Annotated in this window: 19 protein-coding genes and 1 tRNA gene; 11 read left to right on the top strand and 9 right to left on the bottom strand. The window is 67.1% G+C overall.

The window, feature by feature from the left end:
• Positions 1-180 precede the first annotated feature (180 nt).
• Positions 181-792, top strand: a complete 612-nt coding sequence (locus QPK29_RS12615; RefSeq protein ID WP_371769014.1) for an EF-hand domain-containing protein — start codon at positions 181-183, stop codon at positions 790-792.
• A 1-nt stretch (position 793) separates the two neighbouring features.
• Here QPK29_RS12615 and QPK29_RS12610 read toward each other — a convergent pair whose 3' ends face one another.
• Both QPK29_RS12610 and QPK29_RS12605 read right to left on the bottom strand, forming a co-directional pair.
• Positions 794-1,411, bottom strand: a complete 618-nt coding sequence (locus tag QPK29_RS12610) for an LON peptidase substrate-binding domain-containing protein (protein ID WP_056130231.1) — start codon at positions 1,409-1,411, stop codon at positions 794-796.
• 53 nt (positions 1,412-1,464) lie between these two features.
• Positions 1,465-1,938 carry a cupredoxin domain-containing protein gene (locus tag QPK29_RS12605; RefSeq protein ID WP_371769013.1) on the bottom strand — a complete coding sequence of 158 codons (474 nt, stop codon included), beginning with the start codon at positions 1,936-1,938 and terminating at the stop codon, positions 1,465-1,467.
• A 151-nt stretch (positions 1,939-2,089) separates the two neighbouring features.
• Here QPK29_RS12605 and QPK29_RS12600 point away from each other — a divergent pair, with 151 nt between their 5' ends.
• Together QPK29_RS12600 and QPK29_RS12595 are read left to right on the top strand one after the other, a co-directional pair.
• Positions 2,090-4,372 carry a CHASE domain-containing protein gene (locus QPK29_RS12600; protein ID WP_371769012.1) on the top strand — a complete coding sequence of 761 codons (2,283 nt, stop codon included), beginning with the start codon at positions 2,090-2,092 and terminating at the stop codon, positions 4,370-4,372.
• A gap of 38 nt (positions 4,373-4,410) precedes the next feature.
• Positions 4,411-5,718 carry a cytochrome P450 gene (locus tag QPK29_RS12595; protein WP_371769011.1) on the top strand — a complete coding sequence of 436 codons (1,308 nt, stop codon included), beginning with the start codon at positions 4,411-4,413 and terminating at the stop codon, positions 5,716-5,718.
• 94 nt (positions 5,719-5,812) lie between these two features.
• Here the strand turns inward: QPK29_RS12595 and QPK29_RS12590 are convergent, their stop codons facing one another.
• Positions 5,813-6,259: a glycine zipper 2TM domain-containing protein gene (locus QPK29_RS12590; protein WP_371769010.1), complete on the bottom strand. Its 447-nt coding sequence runs from the start codon at positions 6,257-6,259 to the stop codon at positions 5,813-5,815.
• Between the two features lie 283 nt (positions 6,260-6,542).
• Between QPK29_RS12590 and QPK29_RS12585 the strand changes: the two genes are divergently transcribed.
• From QPK29_RS12585 to QPK29_RS12575, 3 genes are read left to right on the top strand one after another with little or no spacing between them, the layout of a single operon-like run.
• The gene (locus QPK29_RS12585) at positions 6,543-8,552 is read left to right on the top strand and encodes a TonB-dependent receptor plug domain-containing protein (RefSeq protein WP_400189763.1); all 2,010 of its coding nucleotides are present in this window, start codon (positions 6,543-6,545) and stop codon (positions 8,550-8,552) included.
• 2 nt (positions 8,553-8,554) lie between these two features.
• On the top strand, positions 8,555-9,043 hold the full coding sequence (locus QPK29_RS12580; RefSeq protein WP_160409372.1) for a YfiR family protein: 489 nt from the start codon (positions 8,555-8,557) through the stop codon (positions 9,041-9,043).
• Positions 9,040-10,905 (top strand): putative bifunctional diguanylate cyclase/phosphodiesterase, encoded by a 1,866-nt coding sequence (locus tag QPK29_RS12575; RefSeq protein WP_371769008.1) that lies wholly within the window; start codon positions 9,040-9,042, stop codon positions 10,903-10,905. Before QPK29_RS12580 ends, QPK29_RS12575 begins: the two co-directional genes overlap by 4 nt.
• A gap of 7 nt (positions 10,906-10,912) precedes the next feature.
• On the opposite strand, the gene QPK29_RS12570 is transcribed toward QPK29_RS12575, so the two are convergent.
• A complete protein-coding gene (locus QPK29_RS12570; RefSeq protein WP_082577120.1) occupies positions 10,913-11,296 on the bottom strand; it encodes a hypothetical protein in 384 nt (127 codons plus the stop codon).
• 128 nt (positions 11,297-11,424) lie between these two features.
• Here QPK29_RS12570 and QPK29_RS12565 point away from each other — a divergent pair, with 128 nt between their 5' ends.
• On the top strand, positions 11,425-12,006 hold the full coding sequence (locus QPK29_RS12565; RefSeq protein ID WP_371769007.1) for a DJ-1/PfpI family protein: 582 nt from the start codon (positions 11,425-11,427) through the stop codon (positions 12,004-12,006).
• A 14-nt stretch (positions 12,007-12,020) separates the two neighbouring features.
• Here QPK29_RS12565 and QPK29_RS12560 read toward each other — a convergent pair whose 3' ends face one another.
• Positions 12,021-13,037, bottom strand: coding sequence for a GGDEF domain-containing protein (locus QPK29_RS12560; protein ID WP_371769006.1), 1,017 nt, complete (start codon positions 13,035-13,037; stop codon positions 12,021-12,023).
• Positions 13,038-13,133: 96 nt separating this feature from the next.
• On the opposite strand from QPK29_RS12560, the gene QPK29_RS12555 reads away from it, so the two are divergent.
• Positions 13,134-13,304 (top strand): hypothetical protein, encoded by a 171-nt coding sequence (locus QPK29_RS12555; protein ID WP_371769005.1) that lies wholly within the window; start codon positions 13,134-13,136, stop codon positions 13,302-13,304.
• A gap of 92 nt (positions 13,305-13,396) precedes the next feature.
• Here the strand turns inward: QPK29_RS12555 and QPK29_RS12550 are convergent, their stop codons facing one another.
• The 3 genes from QPK29_RS12550 to QPK29_RS12540 form a co-directional block, all read right to left on the bottom strand.
• Positions 13,397-14,812 (bottom strand): GGDEF domain-containing protein, encoded by a 1,416-nt coding sequence (locus QPK29_RS12550; RefSeq protein WP_371769004.1) that lies wholly within the window; start codon positions 14,810-14,812, stop codon positions 13,397-13,399.
• A gap of 197 nt (positions 14,813-15,009) precedes the next feature.
• Positions 15,010-15,474, bottom strand: a complete 465-nt coding sequence (locus QPK29_RS12545) for a DUF1579 domain-containing protein (RefSeq protein WP_229412005.1) — start codon at positions 15,472-15,474, stop codon at positions 15,010-15,012.
• A 10-nt stretch (positions 15,475-15,484) separates the two neighbouring features.
• Positions 15,485-16,162 carry an NIPSNAP family protein gene (locus QPK29_RS12540; protein ID WP_056130200.1) on the bottom strand — a complete coding sequence of 226 codons (678 nt, stop codon included), beginning with the start codon at positions 16,160-16,162 and terminating at the stop codon, positions 15,485-15,487.
• A gap of 79 nt (positions 16,163-16,241) precedes the next feature.
• Here QPK29_RS12540 and QPK29_RS12535 point away from each other — a divergent pair, with 79 nt between their 5' ends.
• The 3 genes from QPK29_RS12535 to QPK29_RS12525 all read left to right on the top strand — a co-directional run bounded on the left by QPK29_RS12535 (position 16,242) and on the right by QPK29_RS12525 (position 19,628).
• Positions 16,242-17,207 carry a helix-turn-helix transcriptional regulator gene (locus QPK29_RS12535; protein ID WP_371769003.1) on the top strand — a complete coding sequence of 322 codons (966 nt, stop codon included), beginning with the start codon at positions 16,242-16,244 and terminating at the stop codon, positions 17,205-17,207.
• Positions 17,208-17,308: 101 nt separating this feature from the next.
• On the top strand, positions 17,309-18,703 hold the full coding sequence (locus QPK29_RS12530; protein WP_371769002.1) for an FAD-containing oxidoreductase: 1,395 nt from the start codon (positions 17,309-17,311) through the stop codon (positions 18,701-18,703).
• A gap of 142 nt (positions 18,704-18,845) precedes the next feature.
• Positions 18,846-19,628: a hypothetical protein gene (locus tag QPK29_RS12525; RefSeq protein ID WP_371769001.1), complete on the top strand. Its 783-nt coding sequence runs from the start codon at positions 18,846-18,848 to the stop codon at positions 19,626-19,628.
• Positions 19,629-19,687: 59 nt separating this feature from the next.
• Here the strand turns inward: QPK29_RS12525 and QPK29_RS12520 are convergent.
• Positions 19,688-19,766: transfer RNA gene (locus QPK29_RS12520), tRNA-Ile, on the bottom strand.
• Positions 19,767-19,829: the final 63 nt, after the last annotated feature.

Genomic DNA, 19,829 nt, shown 5'->3' with positions numbered 1-19,829 from the left:
CGGGAGCGGCGGCTTAGGCTGACGTAGAGAATCTAAATCGCGCTCAAGGTTACCTCAAATCGTACCCCCTGTATATGAAATCCGTGTTTTTACCTACCTTTACGCGCCTTTACAGCCTTAAATCGCTTGTCGGACCGATAATTCTTTGAATAAATAGTTCATCAAATAAAGGATTCCAGCATGGTAGCGAGCATCAGCGGTGGCCTGTCGACGTGGGCCGATTCCGTCTTTTCCAAACTCGATACGAAGAAGCAGGGCTATATCGAGAAGACCGACCTGCAGAGCGCGCTCTCGGCGACGGACGATGGCGGCGGCATGCAGTCGGGCGACATCGACGACGCCTTCAGCGCCCTCGACGGCGATGGCGACGGCAAGGTCACCAGGAGCGAGCTCACGGATGCGATGACGAAGCTGTCCGGCCAGCTCAACGCCCAATACGACGCGGCGCGCGTGAACGGCGGCGGCATGCGGCCGGACGGTCCCCCGCCCGGTCCGCCGCCGGGCGGTGCAGGCGGCGCGGGCGGCGCGGGCGGTGCGGCCGACAGCACGAGCAGCAGCACCACCAGCACGACCGAGCCGGCCGACACCAACGGCGACGGCACCGTCAGCGCCCAGGAACAGGCGGCGTACGAGACGAAGCAGGCCAGCGAATCGGACAGCGGCCAGGCGGCCAAACCGCACGACGAGCGCGATCCGATGCGCGCATTCGCCCATGCGCTGCAGTTGTTGAAGGCGTATTCGGACGACGGCGACACGCCCTCGACCAGTAGCGCCGTCAGCGTCGAAGCGTAGATTACGACGTGATCAAGCCGTGCTCGTCGAGCACGTCATGGAGCAGCTCCAGCCGGATCATCGGATTGTCCAGCATGAGCATGCTCTGCTTCTGGTGATTGGGCAGCGGCAGCAGCTCGCACCAGCGGTTGGCCACCCAGCCGCAATCGTCCAGGCGGAACGGCGGCTGCACGGGCCAGCGGCTCTGCGGCACGTCGTGCAGCGACGCCAGCACGCGGTCGAGCGCATCGGCCGCGCCCTTCAGGTCGGACGGGATGCGCACGATGTGATCGTCGTCCAGCAATTCCGCCTCGGCCATCCACAGGCCGTTCGTGCGGCGTTCGCTTTCCAGGACATTGAAACGCGCACCGCCGCGGCACACCACCTGCAGCAGCCCCGGCGTGGAGGCCGTCGTGTCCTGCACGGACGCCAGCGTGCCCGCCGACGCGAACTTTTCCTGGCCCTGCGGAGTGCGCACTTCCTGGCCATGCGTCAGCAGCACGACGCCGAACGGCTCGTCTTCCGTCAGGCAATGGCTGATCATGTCGAGGTAGCGTACCTCAAAGATCTGTAGCGGCAGCACGCCATCCGGGAACAGGACCGTACTGAGCGGGAACAGGGGTAACGTGATCGTGGCCATGCGCGCATGATGACAGATTCGCCGCGCGGGACGGAGCACGATTGCGCGTCCCGTCAGTCGTCCGGCGCGACGATCGGCAAGGTGCGTACGGCCTCGGCCAGCCCACGCAGGCGCCACCCGAGACGCGCCCAACCAGGATCGGGATGATTCGCCACGCGCACCGTGACGGCATGGCCGGGCGCCGCGTCGCAGGCGTACACGTAGTCGCCGGCCTGCTCGAACGGCAGGCGGAACGCGTGGCCCGGCAGCACGAGCACCTGGCCGAACACGTGCGGCGCGATGTCGCGGTTGTGCAGCAGCAGGACGTCGCGCACGCCCAGCGTCAGCTGCACCTCGGCCGGCACCAGGCCGGCATGCTCCCCGCGCAGGACGGCCGCGCCGCGCGGGAACACGAACGTGCGCTCGCGCGTCGGGTAGCGCACGGGCGCGAGCGCGGCCCACAGCAGGACGGCGACGAGGGCCAGCGCGGCACCCCAGCGCACGCGCTGCAGCAGGCTCATCGTGGAGAAGTGGGAAGGCATCGGCATGGCGTAAAACGCTCATTGTAGCCGGACGGTACGCGCCCTGTTGTGCGCCGATTTCGTGGGCACCCGCGTATCCTGTCATGACGGCACGCTTGCCCTGCCGGCAATGGACCATTGCCACCTTTTCCCTTGTCGAGTACAGCGTACTGCATTCATGCCGCGTCCAGACCCATCGCTCGTTTCAACCACCCGCCCGGCGCCGCGCAGCCCGGTCCACCTTCCCCTGCTCCTGGCCGCGCTCGCGTTTCTCGCCGCGTTGATCGTGACCTATATGGTGGCCGGCAATGCGCAGCGGACGGCGGCGGCCGAACTGGCCGGCAATTTTAATTTCCGCGCACGCGACATGGCGGCCAGCATCGACCGGCGCATGGACGTCTACGAGGAAGTGCTGCTGGCCACGAGCGGCTTCCTGCGCGGCTCGGTCGAGATCGACCGCGGTGCATTCGCCGAATACTACGACCTGCTGCGCCTGAACGAACACTTCCCCGGCATCGAGGCGCTGGGCATCGCCGCGATCGTCCCGCCCGGCCGTGTCGACGCGCACGTCGCCGCGATGCGTGCCGAGGGCTTTCGCGACTATGCGATCAAGCCGCCCGGGCCGCGCCCCGTGATCACGTCGATCACCCGCATCGAACCGTTCTCGGGACGTAACCTGCGCGCGTTCGGCTACGACATGTTCAGCGAGCCGGTGCGGCGCGCGGCGATGGAGCAGGCGCGCGATACCGGCCATGCGGCCGCCACCGGCAAGGTCGTGCTGGTGCAGGAAGGCGGCAACGGCGGCCAGCCCGGCTTCCTGATGTACATGCCGGTATACGAGGCCGGCCTCGTGCACGACTCGCTCGACGCCCGGCGCGCCGCCATCGTCGGCTGGGTGTACGCGCCGTTCCGCATGAACGACCTGATGCGCGGCCTGGGCGGCGAACACGCGGACGACCTGCTGGTCGAAATCTACGATGGCCTCGCGCCCACCGCGGACGCCCTGCTCTACCGCTCTTCCCGCGGCGCGCCCGGCCGCAAGCCGCTGCTGAACTACCAGACGACGGTCGACAGCGCCGGCCGCACATGGACCGTCGTCATCCACTCGATGCCCCGTTTCGAGGCATCGCTGGAGCGCCGCACGACCGTCGCGATCGCGCTGACCGGCGTCGGCCTGGGCATGCTGCTGGCGCTCGTCGTCTGGCTGCTGGCCTCCGAACGCCGCCGCGCGCTGCAGCTGGCGCAAGGGATGACGGTGGAACTGCGCGCCTCGCGCGACCGCATCGACGCCGAACGCGAACGCGTGCGCCTGATCCTGCAGACGGCGTACGACGCCTTCATCGCCATCGCACCCGACGGCCGCATCACGGACTGGAACCTGCAGGCCTGCAAACTGTTCGGCTGGCGCGAGGGCGAGGCGGTGGGGCACGACGTGCTCGACCTCCTGGTCCCCGCCTCCGAGCGCGCGGCGTGGCGCGACTGCCTGGCGCAGTTCGCCCAGCGCGGCACCTGCGCGATGCTGACGGGCCCCACGGAAACGACCGCGCTGACGCGCGACGGCCACGCGATCCCGGTGGAGGTCGCGATGACGCCGCTGCCGACGAAGCACGGCTACGGCGTCACGGCGTTCGTGCGCGACATCCGCCCGCGCAAGGAAACGGCGGAACGCGAGCGCCAGCGCCAGCAAGGCCTGGAGGACGCGCGCGCCGCGCTGCTGCGCTCGCAGAAGCTGGAAGCCGTCGGCAAGCTGACGGGCGGCGTGGCCCACGACTTCAACAACATCCTGCACATCATCAGCGCCAACGTCCAGCTGATGCTGCGCAGCGACGACAACGGCCGCAAGCGCCTGCTGAACATCCTCGACGCCGTCGAGCGGGGCAAGAAGCTGGCCGCCCAGCTGCTCGCCTTCGCGCGGCGCCAGCCGCTGCACCCGAGCGTCGTCAACCTGGCCCAGCTCATCGAACGCATGGACACGCTGCTGCACCGCGCGGCCGGCGACAGCGTCGCGATCCGGTTGACCATGCCGCCCGACCTGTGGAACGTCCTCGTCGACCCGAACCAGCTGGAAAACGTGCTGCTGAACCTCGTGATCAACGCGCGCGACGCGATGGAAGGCGGCGGCAATGTCACCATCGCACTCGCCAACGTGACGATCGACCCGGCCGACCAGCTGGCCTACCCCGGCATCCGTCCCGGCGAATTCGTCACGATCGCCGTCAGCGACGCGGGCAGCGGCATGCCGCCCGACGTGATCGAGCGGGCGTTCGAACCGTTCTTCACGACCAAGCCCGAGGGCAAGGGCACGGGCCTGGGCCTGTCGATGGCACACGGCTTCGTCAAGCAGAGCGGCGGCCATATCCGGCTGGCGAGCCGCGAGGGAGAAGGCACGACCGTGACCATCTACCTGCCGCGCGCGCTGCAGGACACGCCCGATCCCGCCTTCGTGCCCGTGCCGCACTGACGCACCGAGTATCTGGTATCACCACCGCAGGAGAAGTCTTGAGCAATACCGACCACCACCACGCCGACGCCCTCGACGCCGCACCGCGCGCCCCGGGTTTCGACAACTCGATCGCCTTTCTGGCGCAAGGCTACGAGTTCATGCCGCGCCGTTACGCCGCGCTGGACAGCGACCTGTTCGCGACCCGCCTGATGCTGCAGCGCGTGCTGTGCGTGCGCGGCGAGGACGCGGGCCGCATGTTTTATCAACCCGGCCGCTTCACGCGCCGCCACGCGCTGCCGGCGACGACGATGGCCCTGCTGCAGGACTTCGGCAGCGTCATGGCGCTGGACGGCGAGGCGCACAAGAAGCGCAAGGCCATGCTGATGTCGTTGTTCAGCCCCCTGGAGCGGCAGCGCCTCGTCGGCCTGGCCGCGGCCGAATGGCGCACGCGCTTCGCGCAGTGGACGGGCAACGCGCAGGTCGTCGTGCACGAGGCCGCGCAGGAAGTGCTGTGCCGCGCGGTGTGCCACTGGGCCGGGATTCCGATCAGCGCGGAGGACGCGCAGGAGCGCACGCGCGAATTCGCACGGATGATCGCGGGTGCCGGCTCGGCCGGTCCGCGCAACTGGCGCGGCCACCTCGCGCGTGCCCGCACCGAGCAATGGGCCCGCGCCCTCGTCGACGCCGTGCGCGCCGGCCAGGTCCAGCCGGCGTTCGACAGTCCGCTGAACGTGATCGCACGCCACCGCGGCGCCGACGGGGAACTCATGCACCGCAAGCACGCGGGCGTGGAACTCATCAACCTGCTGCGCCCGACGGTGGCCGTGGCGCGCTACATCGTGTTCGGCCTGCTGGCGCTGCACGACCACCCGGAATCCCGCGCGCGCATCGCCGCGGGCGACGACGCGTACACGACGTGGTTCATGCAGGAAGTGCGGCGCTACTACCCGTTCATCCCGGCGATGGGCGGCCGCGCCCTGCACGCCTTCGACTGGCGCGGAATGCATGTGAAAAAAGGGACGTGGGTGTTGTTCGACCTGTACGGCACGAACCACCACCCCGCGATCTGGGGCGACCCCGAGGTGTTCCGGCCGGAGCGCTTCGACCGCCGGCAGAGCAGCGGCTTCGATTTCGTGCCGCACGGCGGCGGCGACCATTATTCGGGCCACCGCTGCCCGGGCGAATTCGTCACGGGCGACCTGGTGAAGTCGGCGCTGCAGTTGTTCGCCGGCGAGATCGCCTACGACGTGCCGCCGCAGGACCTGACGGTCGGCATGCGCAGGATTCCGGCGTTGCCGGCGAGCGGGTTCGTGATCAAGAACGTAAAACAACGTCATCCCCGCGAAAGCGGGGACCCATGCTGAGGTACAGAAATCCGTACCTTAAAGATAACGCGATGTGCTCGACGTCCGGCCTCCGACGTTCAGCATGGGCTCCCGCTTTCGCGGGAGCGACGGGTCAGCGCACCAGGCGCCCATCCAGCACGCGCACGCGCTCCCCATTGCGGAACCGCGGCGCGCCCTTCTCGGTGAAGGTACGGTACCCGCCGGCCGCCATCTTCACGCGCACGTCCGTATAGGTTTCCGCCTTCATGTTGCGCTCGATGCGGTTGCCGGCATAGGCGCCGCCCACCGCGCCCGCCACCGTGGCGAGGGTGCGGCCGCGGCCGCTGCCTACCTGGTTGCCCAGCAGGCCGCCGACGACTGCACCCCCCACGCCGCCGACGCCGCTGGCGCGCTCGGGTTCACGCTTGTATGTATGGTTCGAGACGACCGTGGCGCAGTTGCGGCATTGCGCTTCGGCGCGCGGATGGTGGTCGGGTGCGGCCTGGGCTGCGAATGGCGCGGCGAGGATCGCGGCGACGAGGGCGGCACGGGCGGTGTGACGGACAGCGAATGCTTGCATGGTGTTCCCCTTACATATCGTTGTAACAAATATGTGTACAGAGTAACGGTCACGCTCCAATGTGGAAAGAGTGAAACAGTATCAATTGCAAGCGAGTGTAACCGTCCATTTTTGGTGCAATATGGAATGATGCTTGCCATAAATGCGTTATTCTGTCTTTTTGATGCAACTTTTCGATGCCATGCTGCGAAAGTTTCTCTATAGTACTGACATGTGATTATTTGAAACAATTTACAGAAGACGGGCCGTTACTGCAGGCCTTTGTCATCCCATGTCCACGTCCATGTCGTCACGCACCCTGTCCGTCATCGTCTGCACCGCCGTGCTGGCCTGGCCCACCGTCGCGCTCGCCGGGACCGACACGGAAACCGGCGACATCCGCACGCTGAGCACGATCCCCCTCGAGGAACTGATGCAGATGCGGGTCGTGACGGCCGCATCGAAATTCGCCCAGCCGATCAGCGACGCACCGTCGTCCGTGGTCGTGCTCACGGCTTCCGACATCCGCGACCATGGCTGGCGCACGCTGGCCGACGCGCTGGCCACGCTGCCCGGCCTGTACGTGACGAGCGACCGCAACTACACGTACCTGGGCGCGCGCGGCTTCCTGCGTCCGGGCGACTACAACAGCCGCTTCCTGCTGCTGGTCGACGGCATGCGCGTCAACGACGCCGTGTACGACCAGGCCCTCATCGGCACCGGGGGCCTGATCGACATGGACATGGTCAAGCGCATCGAATTCGTGCCCGGTCCAGGCTCGGCCGTGTACGGCTCGAACGCGCTGTTCGGCGTGATCAACGTCGTCACGCGCGACGGCAGCGGCCTGCCCGGCGTCCAGGGCGCCGTCACCGCGGCCGGCCAGGGCGAGCGCAAGGCCCGCACCAGCTACGGCTGGCACGGCCAGAACGGCGCCGACCTGCTGTTGTCCGCCAGCGCCTTCAACCGCGCGGGCCGCGACCTGTATTACCCGGAGTTCGACACCCCCGCGACCAACAACGGCATCGCCCGCCACCTCGACTGGGACCGCGCCCAGAACTTCCTCGTCAAGGGCAGCTTTGGCGGCGTGACGCTGTCGGCCAGCCACGTCGCGCGCACCAAGGGCATCCCGACCGGATCCTTCGGCGCCGTGTTCAATGCGCCGAACCAGACACGCGACACGCAGACGATCATCGGCGCCGCATGGAACCGCCAGCTCGCGCCCGCGCTGGCGCTCGCGGTCCAGCTGCAGTCGGGCCAGGCCGATTACGAGGGGCCGGGCTGGTATCCGGACATCGGGGGCGTGGTCCGCCAGAACGTCGACGGCGCCCACGCGCGCTGGTACGAAGCCAGCGCGCACGCGACCCTGACGAACCTGCCGGGCCAGAAGATCGTGATCGGCGCCGAGCTGGGACGCGACGCGCACCGCGACCAGTACAACTACAACGAGCAGCCCTACGAATTGCTGCTGCAGGACCACCGCGACGCGATGCGCCGCGCCGTGTTCGTGGAAGACGAGATCCGCCTGCCGGCCGGCTTCCTCGTCAACGCCGGCGTGCGCTACGACGACCGCGAAGACCCGGACATGCATCGCTTCAGCCCGCGCGTGGCCGTCGTGTACAAGGCCACCCCAAGCGACACCGTCAAGCTGATCGCGGGCAGCGCCTTCCGCGCGGCCAACGCCTACGAGATGTATTACGCGCTGCCGGAGATGGCCGGTGGCCTGCTCCCCAACCCTAACCTGCGCCCGGAAAAGATCGCGACGCGCGAGCTGGTGCTGGAACACGTCCTGGCAGGCGGCGGCCACGCCACGCTGTCCCTGTTCCGCTACGCGGTGGACGACCTGATCAGCCAGCAGCTCGACCCGGCCACGGACATGCTCATCTTCCGCAATATCGACCATGCCGATGCCCGCGGCCTGGAAGCCGCGCTCGACCGCGACTTCGGCGCCGTGCGCCTGCGCGCCAGCTATTCCTGGCAGCTGGCACGCGGCACCGGCGGCGTGCCCCTGGTCGATTCGCCGCGCCACCTGGCCAAGGCCAACCTCACGGCGCCGCTGGGCTGGCGCGGCGGCCGCGTCGGCGCCGAGCTGCAGTGCAGCGGCAGGCGCCTGGCCGACCAGGGCGCGGCCGGCGGCTACTGCGTCGCCAACGTCACGCTCTCCGCGCTGCGGCTGCTGCCGCGCACCGAGCTGTCGCTCAGCGCCTACAACGCCACCGGCAAGCGCTATGCCGACGTGGCCGGCCCCGCCTTCGTGCAGACCGCGCTCGCGCGCGAGGGCCGCACGCTGGCCGCGAAACTGGACTGGCGGTTCTGACGATGCTCCGCGCCCTCTCCTTCCTGGCGATCGTGGCCGGCCTGGGCCTGGCAGCCGGCGCCTGCCGCGCCCAGGTCGAGGGCAAGGACCTGAAGGCGGCATACATTTTCAACTTCGCGATGTTCACGACCTGGCCGGATGCCGCCGGCAAGGGACCGCTGTTCGTATGCGCGAGTCCGGACAATCCGCTGTGGTCCGCGCTGAGCGCCCTGAACGGCAAGCCGATCAACGGCCGTCCCTGGACCGTGACCGAACTGGCGCATCCGAAAGCCGCGCACTGCGACATCGCCGTGCTGGCGCGCTCGATGGAGCGGCCGGCGCTGCTGTCGGCGGGCGTGCTCGTCGTGCGCGATGGCGCCGGCGGCAAGGCCGCCATCACGCTCGTCGAGGACGATGAACACATCCGCTTCGACATCGACACGCAGGAAGCGGCGAAGAGCGGCCTGCGCTTTTCTTCCCACCTGCTGCGCCTGGCGAGGAACGTGTTATGAACCCGACGACGGCGCGCCGCCCCGGAGAACTGAGCCGCATGCTCGGCATGGGCCAGCTGCTGGCCGCGGCCGCCGCGCTCGGCGTGGCCTGCTGCATCCTGCTCGCTTACCAGTTCGTCGCGCTGCGCCGTAACCTCACCGACGACCTCACCGTGCAGGCCGCGATCATCGCCGACAACGTGGCGGCCACCTTGATGTTCCACGACCAGGACGCGGCGCACGAGATGCTGCGCTCGTTCCGTCACTCGTCGTTCCTCGCCGCCGCCACGGTGTACGACCGCCAGGACGTCGAATTCGCCGCCTACCGCAACGGCGCCGTCGACGAGATGCCGTCGCTGCTGCGCGACTGGACGCTGTTCACGCCGCTCTCGGTCGCGCGGCCCATCCGCTACCGCGGCATGGCGCTGGGCCGGGTCGTGCTGACGGCCGACACGGTCGGCATCCGCAACGGCCTGCTGCGCTACGGCGCCCTGCTGGCCCTGGCCTCGCTGGGCGCGCTGGTGACGACGTCCATGCTCACGCGCCGCACCAAGGCACGCATGCGCCGCGCCGAATCGCAGCTGAAGCACCTGGCCTACACGGACACCGTGACCGACCTGCCGAACCGCCGCTGCACCTATGAGGCGCTGGAGCTCGAAATCGCCATGCGCACCGAGGACGGCGGCCGCATCGGCCTGCTCTTGATCGACCTCGACAACTTCAAGGTCGTCAACGACACGGCCGGCCACGCCGCCGGCGACCGCCTGCTGCAACAGGTGGCCAGCCGGCTGCGCGCGACGGCGCGCGCCAGCGACCGCATCGGCCGCATCGGCGGCGACGAATTCGCCGTCATCGTCGCCCCGCTCGACGATCCGGCCGAGCTGGAACGCGTGGGCCAGCGCATCGTGGCCGCGCTGCGCCAGCCGCTGCAGGTCGAGGGGATCGAAGTGATGCCCACGGCCAGCATCGGCGCCTGCGTGTTCCCGGACGACGCGCACACGATGAGCGAACTGCTCAGCAACGCCGACGCCGCCCTGTACCGCGCCAAGGGCAAGGGCCGCGACAACGTGGCCCTGTTCGAGCGCGACATGATCCTCGCCACGCAGCGGCGCGCGCGCCTGGAACGCGACCTGCGCCGCCACCTCGAGGCCGGCCTGCTGGAACTGTGCTACCAGCCGCAATACGCCTGCGGCTCGCGCAAGATGGTCGGCGTGGAAGCGCTGCTGCGCTGGCCGCATCCGGACCAGGGGTATATCTCGCCGGCGGAATTCATCCCCATCGCCGAGGAAAGCGGCCTGATCGTCGAAGTCGGCAAGTGGGTGCTGGACCGCGCCTGCCGCGACGCCGTCGCGCTGTACCGCCAGACCGGCATGTGGCTCAGCATGGCCGTCAACGTCTCCGCGCGCCAGCTGCGCGACAAGGATTTCATCGGCGTCGTCGAAAGCACGCTGGCGCACACGGGCCTGCCCGCGGACCGGCTCGAGCTGGAGCTCACGGAAAGCATGCTGATGGAAGACCTGGACGGCGCCGTCGAATTCATGCACAACGTGCGCGCGCTGGGCGTGCGCCTGTCGATCGACGACTTCGGCACCGGCTATTCGTCGCTCGCCTACCTGCAGACCTTCCCGATCAACCACCTCAAGATCGACCGCAGCTTCGTCCGCCTGCTGCCCACGTCCGGCACGACGATCGCCGGCGCCGTGATCGCCCTCGCCCACGGCTTCAAGCTGACCGTGGTCGCCGAGGGCGTCGAGGAACCCGAGCAGTTCGAATGGCTGCGCCAGGCGGGCTGCGACTACGTGCAGGGTTACCTGCTGGCGCGCCCGCTGCCGCTGGCGGCCCTGCGTGCGCGCGTGCTCGAGGAATGCGTGCCGGCGGCCTGAGCCGCTTTCAATCCGGCGCCGGCACGTCCACGATCAGGCGCGGATCGAGCGACCGGATCCGCGGCTCCACGTAATACCCGCCCGCCTCCACATAGCGCAACGCGCAGCGCCCGCACACGGTGCATTGCGCGACCTGCGCGCGGTTGTACGGATAGTGGCGCGGCGCGATGGGCGCCTCCGGCGACCAGTTCGTGGTGCCGTCCGGGTGGTACTCGGCGAACGTGGGCTCGCCGTACGGGTCGGCCACGAGCGTGCCCACGGTGCGCATCTGCGACTCCGGAAAATCGACCGGTACGCGCGTCCATTCCCGGTAGGTGTCGATGGCGCAGGCGCACGGCTGCGTCACGGCGGCCGATGCGTCGGCGAGCGATTTCAGTTCATCCACGGTCATTGAGGGCTCCATTGCTGCGGGTCCGATTCCGGCAACAAACCGTGCCGAACATCAAGCCTTACGGCGCCCGCGCGACGATGGTATCTTGTCACGGCAAGTCCTAGGGAACTACTTAAGGAGAACACACGATGGCAGCGAAAAAGATCCTGTTGTTGACCGGCGATTTTGCGGAAGATTACGAAACCATGGTGCCGTTCCAGGCACTGCTGGCGGTAGGCCATACGGTGCATGCCGTCTGCCCCGGCAAGAAGAAGGGCGACAAGGTCAAGACCGCGATCCACGATTTCGAAGGCGACCAGACCTACACGGAAAAGCCCGGCCACCAGTTCGCGCTGAATGCCGATTTCGCCGAGGCGAACGCGGACGACTACGACGCCCTCGTCATCGCGGGCGGCCGCGCGCCGGAATACCTGCGCCTCGATCCGCAGGTGATCGCGCTGGTGCGGGGCTTTGCGCACGCCGACAAGCCGATCGCCGCCGTCTGCCACGGCGCCCAGCTGCTGGCAGCCGCCGACGTCATCCGCGGCAAGCGCGTGTCGGCCTATCCCGCCTGCGCGCCGGAGGTCAAGATGGCCGGCGGAGAATATGCCGACATCCCGGTCGACCAGGCCGTCACGGACGGCAACCTCGTCACCGCCCCGGCCTGGCCCGCGCATCCGCAATGGATCGCGCAGTTCCTCAAGCGGCTCGGGACCGACATAGCACTGTAGTTCGCGCGGTAACGTCAGGCCGCTTCGGCGGGCGCGGTCGTCTCGCCTGGAGTATAGGCGCACACGCGGTCGCGGCCGCTCCGCTTGGCCCGGTACAATTCCTCGTCGGCGTGCTTGATGACGACGCCGATTGCGTCGCGCTCGTGGTGCTGCGCCACGCCGAACGACGCCGTGACGCGCAGGCCGACCGGCCACGCCTGCTGGTGCAGCGTACGGCGCAGGTTTTCCGCGAGCGTCCGTCCCTGGTGCACGTTGGTTACCGGACAGACGATGAGAAATTCCTCGCCGCCCCAGCGCACGAGGCGGTCCGACGAACGGATGCCGGACGCGATGACGTTGGCGAACTTGCGCAGGACATCGTCGCCCACGTCGTGGCCGTGCGTGTCGTTGATCGACTTGAAGTGGTCGATGTCGATGAAGATCACGGCCATCGGATCGGCCAGCAGGCTCGACGTACTCATCAGCGCTGCACGCAGGCCCTGCCGGTTCAGCGCGCCCGTGAGCGGATCGATGTGCGCCTGCCCGGCCAGGTCGCGCGCCTCGAGCTCGAGCGCCTTGTTGACCTCCTTGAGCAAGGCGATGGCCGCCTCCCGGTCCTTCAATTCCGTACGCAACGACAGCGTGACGGCCACCAGCCAGCCGACGGCGCACAGCACCCAGGCGCTCACCAGCCCCATCAGCAATGTATTCAGGGCGATCACCTTGCCGTGCAACTGCAGCCGGCGCAACGTGAACACGTGCTTGCCGTCCTTGCCATCGCCCCTGATCAGCAACTCGACGCGCGCGACATTGTCGACATTGACGGCCGCGTGTTCCATCGACGGCTTGGCCATGTCCTTCCACCAGGGTGCCACGGCGAACCATTTGAGCGGAATCCGCAACTTGCCGTCGGCCGGCAAATCGAGCTTATCGACCTGGTGGACCTTGAAGGTTTCCCACTGGTCGAGCCGCGTCAACCCTTCCTCGACCTGGGCCAGGGCCAGACTGAAGCCTGGGTTCCCGGTTCCGGAATAGTGTCCGTCAATGGTCATGTAATCGAACGTTGACATGTCCATACCCACATTCCCCTTGAGAAGATTGAACGTGAGCTTGCAATATGGCCATCCGTACTTTGGGACGATATGACAATGCACGACCAGGTCGCGCCCATTCTTTTCGATCGACCCGACCGAAGCGCCGCCATCGCTGCTGCTGCGATCATCCTCGATCCAGACTTGGAAATGATCGCCGGTCAGCTCGACCACCTGCTCCATGCCGACGCGCTGCCAGGTGAGCAGAACGATCGTCAGCAGCAATAGTCCGCCGAACACGTAACGGGCATAGCCGACAATACGGGCTAACGGCTGAAGCGAGGCGATGGACGTGGACATGATCGTTATACGCGATGACGTCAGGCCGCCTCGGCGTTCGCGATCATGTCGGACGGAACATAGGCGCAAACGCGGTCGCGGCCGCCCTGCTTGGCGCGATACAGCTCTTCGTCGGCGTGCTTGATGACGACACCGACTTCATCGCGCTCGTGATGCTGCGCCACGCCGAACGAGGCCGTGACGCGCAGGCCAACCGGCCACGCCTGCTGGTGCAGCGCACGGCGCAGGTTTTCCGCCAGAATTCGTCCCTGGAACACATTAGTCATCGGACAGACGATGAGGAATTCCTCGCCGCCCCAGCGCACCAGACGGTCGGACGAACGGATGCCGGATGCGATGACGTTGGCGAACTTGCGCAGGACATCGTCGCCCACGTCGTGGCCGTGCGTGTCGTTGATCGATTTGAAGTGGTCGATGTCGATGAAGATCACGGCCATCGGATCGGCCAGCAGGCTTGACGTACTCATCAGCGCGGCACGCAGGCCTTGCCGGTTCAGCACGCCCGTGAGCGGATCGATGTGCGCCTGCCCGGCCAGGTCACGCGCTTCGAGTTCGAGCGCCTTGTTGACCGTCCGGAGCAGCGCGACGGCCGCCCGGCTGTCCCGCAGTTGCGAGCGCAGCGACAGCGTGAGGATCGCGAGCCAGCCGACGGCGCACGATACCCATGCGGCCACGATCCACATCAGCAGCATGTCGCGGCTGATCATCTTGCCGTGCAGGCGCAGGGCGTGCAGGGTGAAGACGTGCTCGCCTTCCTTGCCGCCGCCATTGATCATCAATTCCGCGCGCGCGACGTTGTCGACATTGACCGCGGAATGCGCCAGCGTCGGCTTTGTCATGTCCTTCCACCACTGCGCCACGCCAAACCACTTGATCGGTATCACGAAGACTTTGCCATCGGGCGGCAGGTCGAGCGCATCGATCTGGTTGATCTTGTAGGTTTGCCATTGGTCGAGGCGGGTCAGCCCTTCTTCGATATCCGCAAGCACCAGGCCGAATTTCGACGCCCCCGGCCCGGCATATCGCCCCTCGATGGTCAGGAAGTCGAAACGGGACATGTCCATGCCCTTTTCCCCCTTGAGGAAATTGAAACTCAACTTGCAGTACGGCCATGCGCTCTTCGACGCGATATGGCAGTGCACGATGAGGTCCTGCCCTTTGCGCTCGAGCGAGGCCACGGAAGCGCCACCGCCCGACCGGTCATCCTCTACCCACAGCGGAAAGTGATCGCCGGTCAACTCGACAACCTTTTCCATGCCATAGCGCTGCCATACGAGCAGGACGACCGTGATGAGCAACAAGCCCGCGAAGACATAGCGGGCATGGCCGAGGAGCCGGACCAGGGGCTGCAGCGAGGTTTCAGTGGAGGGCACCGACATGGTGAGTTTCTTAGAGATTCTTGCGATACAGCAAGATACCTCACCGTTTAGGTGCATGCAATAAAACTGAAAAGCAGTGTTGCCAATCGGTATCAGTTAGTGCGAATGGCGAACAAATTGGATGTCGTCCTGCTGACGCGGAATAACCCCAATCTGAAAACCGTCCCGACACCGAACCCCGACCGTCCCGCATGGCCGAACAAGACCGATGCGATGGCAAGGGCGGGGCATGGACGGCCTGCTGCGCGGAACGTTCAAGAAACGGCGCGCTCGAACTTCATGACCCAATTCGTTTCCCACGTCGCGCCGCCATCCCTCGAGAACGCCTGCTGCCAGCGGGCGCTCGCGGCCGTGATGTCCGTCCAGAGGAAGCGCACACGGATCGGTTGGCCGTTCAGGGTGTCGGCGGCGAAGAAGGTGCCGGTGCCATCCTTGAACGCGCCGACGACCGGGACGCCCAGGTCATGGGGCTGGCGGCTGTCGAGCCACCAGATGGACCATCGCTGCGTCGCCGGGTCGTAGGCGCGGATCGAAGCCGCACGATAGGTGCCTGACGGCGTTTCCAGCACGTTGTCGTCGACGTTCGCCTGGCCGTCCAACAGCGGTCGCAGGGAACATGTCCCGCCAAACTCTTCCCATTCGGTGCATCCGACGAGGCGTTCCTTGAGACGCCGATGGCGGACCGTCCAGTGGCCGACGAGGAAATCGAAATCGTTCATGGCGGGGTCCTTATGCATGGATGGCCGAGCGGGCTGTCGGCGCAAGTTTCATGGAATGGGGCGGCTGTTTGAGCCACTGCGACAGGGCCGGCGTCACGTGCCGTCCGATCGGCTCCTTGAACACGGCCACGCTGACGAGCACATGCTCACCTTCACGCACGGGCAGCCGCGGGAAATTGTTCGGGCTCGGTTCGGTGACATACCACCCTTGCGCCAGCGCCCCGTCGCTTTGCAGAACGGACGCCATGCGCTCGCGGCAGACGTCGAGCAGCGCCGGGCTCGCGGCATCGTTCAGGGTGAACACGGTGACGGCGACCAAGCCGCCCGCGCCCCCTGCCCTGCGCGCGGGATCATGCGCCAGACCGGCACCGTGCCACGCCGGGCGCAGCAGCAGGACGTCGTCGGAATCGATCATGGTCGCGTTCGCCGCATCGCGATGGGCCGCCCAGACCGGACCGCCGTAGAAACCCTGCAGGCCGCGTGCACGCGAAGGCATGTCGGCAAAACCGCGCAGCCAGACGAAGCGGTCCGGGTCGCCCAGGTCACGGAACTGGCCCATCACGCCCATGCCTTCCGCTTCCTGGGACTCGACGAATTCGCGGTCGAACAGCTCGATCAGCGCATCGCGCTGTTGTGGGCGCAGCGTGTACTGGCGCAGTTCGACAACCTGGGGATGTGTCGGTGGCATGGTGGGCTCCTTGTTGATGTCGATGCCGGCAGTATCGAATAGAATATCTGCCACCTGATGTCATATATTCCGCCGCACCATGCGCGCCAGCCGCCTGCTTTCCATCCAAATGATGCTCGAGACACGCGGCACCATGAGCGCCGCCGCGCTCGCCGAGGCGCTGGAAATTTCTGTGCGCACGCTGCACCGCGACATCGACCAGCTGACCGCCGCCGGCGTGCCCATCTACGCGGAGCGCGGCCGCACCGGCGGCTTCCGCCTGCTCGACGGCTGGAACACGCGACTCACCGGCCTGACGCCGGCCGAAGCGCAAGTCGTCTTCCTCAGCGGCCTGGCCGGCCCCGCAGCCGACCTCGGCCTCGACAAGCCGCTGCAGGGCGCGCAACTCAAGTTGCTGACGTCGCTGCCGGAATCCTCGCGCTCGGAAGCGCAGAAGATGCAGTCGCGCTTTCACCTCGATCCGGTCGACTGGTATCGCGAGGCGGATGCGGTGCCGTGCCTGGCGGTCGTCGCCGACGCGCTCTGGACGGACAGGCAGCTGGGCATGCACTACGAGAGCTGGCGCGACGAGGTCGAGCGGGTCGTCCATCCGCTGGGGCTCGTGCTGAAGGCGGGTGCGTGGTATCTCGTCGCCGCGGCGGACGGCAAGCCGCGCACGTACCGGATCTCGAACGTGAAACGCGCGGCGAAGCTGGAGCAGCGCGTAAAACGGCCGGCACGGTTCGACCTGGCGCGTTATTGGGCGGCGTCGGTCGCGCGCTTCGAGGCCGAGCTGTATATGGACCATGCGGACGTGCTGGCGACGCCGGCCGGGCTCAAGCATCTGCGCTACCTGAATGCCGCCGTTGCCCGTGCCGTGGCGGAAGCGCGGCCGTCGCGGCGGCGGGATGGGCGGGTGGCGTTGCGGATTCCGGTCGAGTCGGTCGAGCACGGGGCCGGCCAGTTGCTGCGGCTGGCGCCGGACGTGGAGGTGACGGGGCCGGCCAGGCTCAGGAAAGCGATCGTTTCCAGGTTGCGGTGCCAGTCGGAGATGTATGGGTGCTGACGCGTCCCCCGCAATCCGGCCAGTGCCGGCCGCCCGGCCGGACGTCCTACAATAGAACACCCGGCCGGACAGCCGCGCCGGCGCCGACAAGGAGAACAGCAATGCCAGCCGTCACCGAACGATTCGACGCAGTGATCATCGGCGTGGGCCAGGCGGCCTCCGCCCTGGCCAACCGCCTGGGAACGGCCGGCATGACCGTCGCCGTCATCGAACGCCGTGCCGTGGGCGGCACCTGCGTGAACGTCGGCTGCACGCCCACCAAGGCGATGGTGGCGAGCGCCCGCGTCGCCCGCCTGGCCGCGCGGGCCGGCGAATACGGCGTGACGATCCCGGGTGCGCCCGTGGTCGACATGGCGGCCGTGAACGACCGGACCCGCGCCATCGTCGACAAGAGCCGCGCGGGACTCGAGCGCTGGATCACCGGCCTGCCCGGCTGCACGCTGATCCACGGCCATGCGCGCTTCGAGAGCGCGCGCACGGTGCGGGTCGGCGACCGGCTGCTGGAGGCGGACAAGATCTTCATCGACGTGGGCGGCCGCGCTTCCGCGTCGAACATCGAAGGACTCGGCGACGTCGATTGGCTCAGCAGCAGCGACATGGTGACGCTGCGCGAACTGCCGCGCCACCTGGTCGTCATCGGCGGCAGCTACATCGGGCTGGAGTTCGCGCAGATGTTCCGCCGTTTCGGTTCGCAGGTGACGGTGGTGGAACGCGGCGCGCGCCTCATGCCGCGCGAGGACAGCGACGTCTCGGACGAGATCCGCGCCATCCTCGAAGCCGAGGGCATCGTGTTCAAGCTGGACGCGGAATGCATCCAGGTGCGCCCGCATCCGGAAGGCGGCGCGGTGATCACGCATGGCGGCAAGGAGCAGACCGTCGGCAGCCACATCCTCGTGGCGGCCGGCCGCGTGCCGAACACGGACGACCTGGGCCTCGACAAGGCGGGCGTCTGCACCGGTCCGCACGGCCATATCGAGGTCGACGAGCAGTTGCGGACGAACGTCCCCGGCATCTGGGCGCTGGGCGACTGCAACGGGCGCGGCGCCTTCACGCACACGGCCTATAACGACTACGAGATCGTCGCCGCCAACCTGCTGGACGGCGAGTCGCGCTCGGTGAACGACCGCGTCCCCGTCTATGCACTGTATATCGACCCGCCCCTCGGACGCGTCGGCATGACGGAGGAACAGGCGCTGGCGCAGGGCCGCACCGTTCGCGTCGGCAAGCGGCCGATGACGCGCGTGGGACGCGCCGTCGAAAAAGGCGAGTCCCAGGGCTCGATGCGCATCGTCGCGGATGCGCAGACGGACGAGATCCTCGGGGCCGCCATCCTCGGCCCCGGCGGCGACGAGGCCGTGCACATGGTGCTGGCTGCGATGGCCGCCGGGATGACCAGCCGACAACTGACCCACGTGGTGGCGATCCACCCGACCGTATCCGAGCTGATTCCCACGATCGCCGGCGAACTGGACGCGCCGCACGCGGGCGGCGGCTGACGCGCGGCGCCGCTGCGCTGGCGTCGCATTTCCCATGCATAAGTTGCATCAAAAATGTTGACGCTCCTGGGCGTTTTTGTAATTGCCACCCGAACAGCTGGTCGGCCAGACTCTTTCAACTTTCGTTGAACGAGAACGCACGATGTTTTCCGATGCAGCCGCCAAACCGCTACGGACACGCCTGGAATTCGCACCCACCCACCCTGCCGACGGTTCGCTCTTTCTCATCTATATCACGCTGATCTGGATCGGGATGCTGCTCGGCTTCGGTCGTGAAATCGCGCAGCATATCGCGAACAATGACCCGCCCTACCCCATGATCCTGCACGTGCATTCCGCCGTGTTCGCCACATGGCTGGTCGCGTTCACCGCGCAAATCCTGCTCGTTCGCGCAGGGAAGCCCGCCCTGCACCGGCGCCTGGGCATCGCAATGGCATTCGGTGTGGGCGTGCTCGCCATCGTCGGCCCGCTGACGGCTTATACGATACAAAACCTGAAGTTCGGCACGCCGCACAGCGATCCTGCATTCCTGAGCGTGCAACTCGGCGATTTGATTGGTTTCGTCGGCCTGAGTGTGGCGGGCATCGTTCTCCGCAAGCGGGTAGCGGCACACAAGCGCCTGATGATGCTGGCGATCCTGCAACTGAGCACAGCGGGCTTTGCGCGCTGGCTGGGCGGTACGATCAGCGCCGCCTATCCGTTCGGCTATTGGGGGCAGAGTTTCTGGGCGACGTTCCTGATCCTGCACCTGACCAACGACGTGCTCGCGCTCGGTATCGGTGTGCACGACCTGCTGACCCGCGGGCGGTTGCATCCGGCCTACGTGATGGGCGTGGTCTGGAGTTTCGGCTGGCAAGTCACGCACGTCAGCCTGTATCTGTGGCCGGCGTGGTTACCGGTGGCGAAGATGCTGCTGGGGCATTGAGACCAAAAAATCAGGGGCTTGGCGGATGTCGCGCAAGCCCCTGATTCATTGTGGATTTGTGGTAGGCCTCCCCGGAGTCGAACCGGGCACCAACGGATTATGAGTCCGCTGCTCTAACCAGGCATGAGCTAGAGGCCCGAAACTGGTACATCCGAAGACGCTAAAAACTCGCCACTTACGGTCACGGAGCGGCCGAAGTGG

Origin of the sequence: Massilia orientalis, assembly GCF_030411975.2 — a bacterium.
In the GTDB taxonomy this organism is placed as follows: Bacteria; Pseudomonadota; Gammaproteobacteria; order Burkholderiales; family Burkholderiaceae_D; genus Telluria; species Telluria orientalis.
The sequence above is the reverse complement of the archived record's forward strand: the minus strand, read 5'-3'. Positions and strand labels throughout refer to the sequence as shown.